Source organism: Salinicola sp. (genome assembly GCF_982684285.1).
This window is the reverse complement of the sequence record NZ_CEXLVS010000503.1, coordinates 1-1,160: the sequence shown is the minus strand read 5'-3', so window position 1 is coordinate 1,160 and position 1,160 is coordinate 1. Positions and strand designations below refer to the sequence as shown.

Here is a 1,160-nt window from a genome sequence, read left to right as displayed (position 1 = left end):
GCTCTACAGGTGGGGCGACGTTTGTTTTGAAATTTTTTTTTCACCATTTTTTTGCGAAATTCCTACCCTAGTATGCGTTTTTTTGCAATATTTCTAACTACAAATTTGTATGATTGAGTTGCGTCAGCTGCATTTGTTAAATAATCATATCGAATATCAATTTCACATTGGCCTGCAGTTGCCACTTCATGGTGATGTACTTCGGTCGTTTGGCCCATTTCTTCCAATGTTAAGCACATTGCGCTACGGATATCTTGTAAAGAATCAACAGGAGGAACAGGGATATAACCACCTTTCACCCCAGGACGGTGACCTTTATTACCATCAGCATAAACTTTTTCAGTATTCCAAGAAGACTCATCAGAATCTACTTTGTAGAAAGAACCTGACATATTGCTGCCCCAACGTACATCATCAAGGACAAAAAATTCGTTTTCAGGGCCAAAGTAAGCCGTATCTGCCATGCCAGTCGCTTGCATATGAGCTTCAGCTCGATGGGCAACACTGCGAGGATCACGTTCATATCCTTGCATCGTAGCTGGTTCGATAACATCACAACTGATAATCAATGTATTGTCATCCATAAATGGATCCATTACTGCAGTCGTAGGATCTGGCATCAAAATCATGTCTGATTCATTAATACCTTTCCAGCCCGCGACAGATGAACCATCAAACATATTACCTTCAGTAAAGGTATCTTCATCTATAGTATGAGCAGGAAAAGTAACGTGTTGCTCTTTACCGCGTGTATCGGTAAAACGGAAGTCAACAAACTGAACTTCCTCATCTTTAATCATTTGAAGCACATTTTCGACTGACATTGAATTCTCCAATAAAAAAATACTGCACTCTAAGTGCAAAAAACCATGGGTGCTTTACAGCATAAATCAAGCCAATTTTTACATCATTAAAAATCAACCGTTTAACAATTTGACGCGCCAATAATACGCACCATAATGAAGCAAAACAAGTCTGTTCCGCACCAAAATATTCTTCCTTAGGATCCCACTCGTACCGTGATCGTAATTTCATCCTCATTCTCTTGATGAGAAATCACTTCATGGCCATTGATCCAAGCCCATGCAGGAATATCACTTAAGACACCAGGGTCGGTACAAACGACATGTAATATATCACCAACAACTAACTCGCTTACT

General features: G+C 39.7%; 2 protein-coding genes. Both read right to left on the bottom strand.

Features of this window, described 5'->3' with window-relative positions; genetic code table 11:
• Window positions 1-62 precede the first annotated feature (62 nt).
• Entirely contained in the window at window positions 63-824 is a 762-nt protein-coding gene (locus AC3AYF_RS21480; protein WP_487780496.1) for a glutamine synthetase beta-grasp domain-containing protein, read from the bottom strand.
• A gap of 176 nt (window positions 825-1,000) precedes the next feature.
• Window positions 1,001-1,160, bottom strand: a 160-nt coding sequence (locus AC3AYF_RS21475) for a sulfurtransferase TusA family protein (RefSeq protein ID WP_487780497.1), incomplete at its 5' end; no start/stop codon positions are given.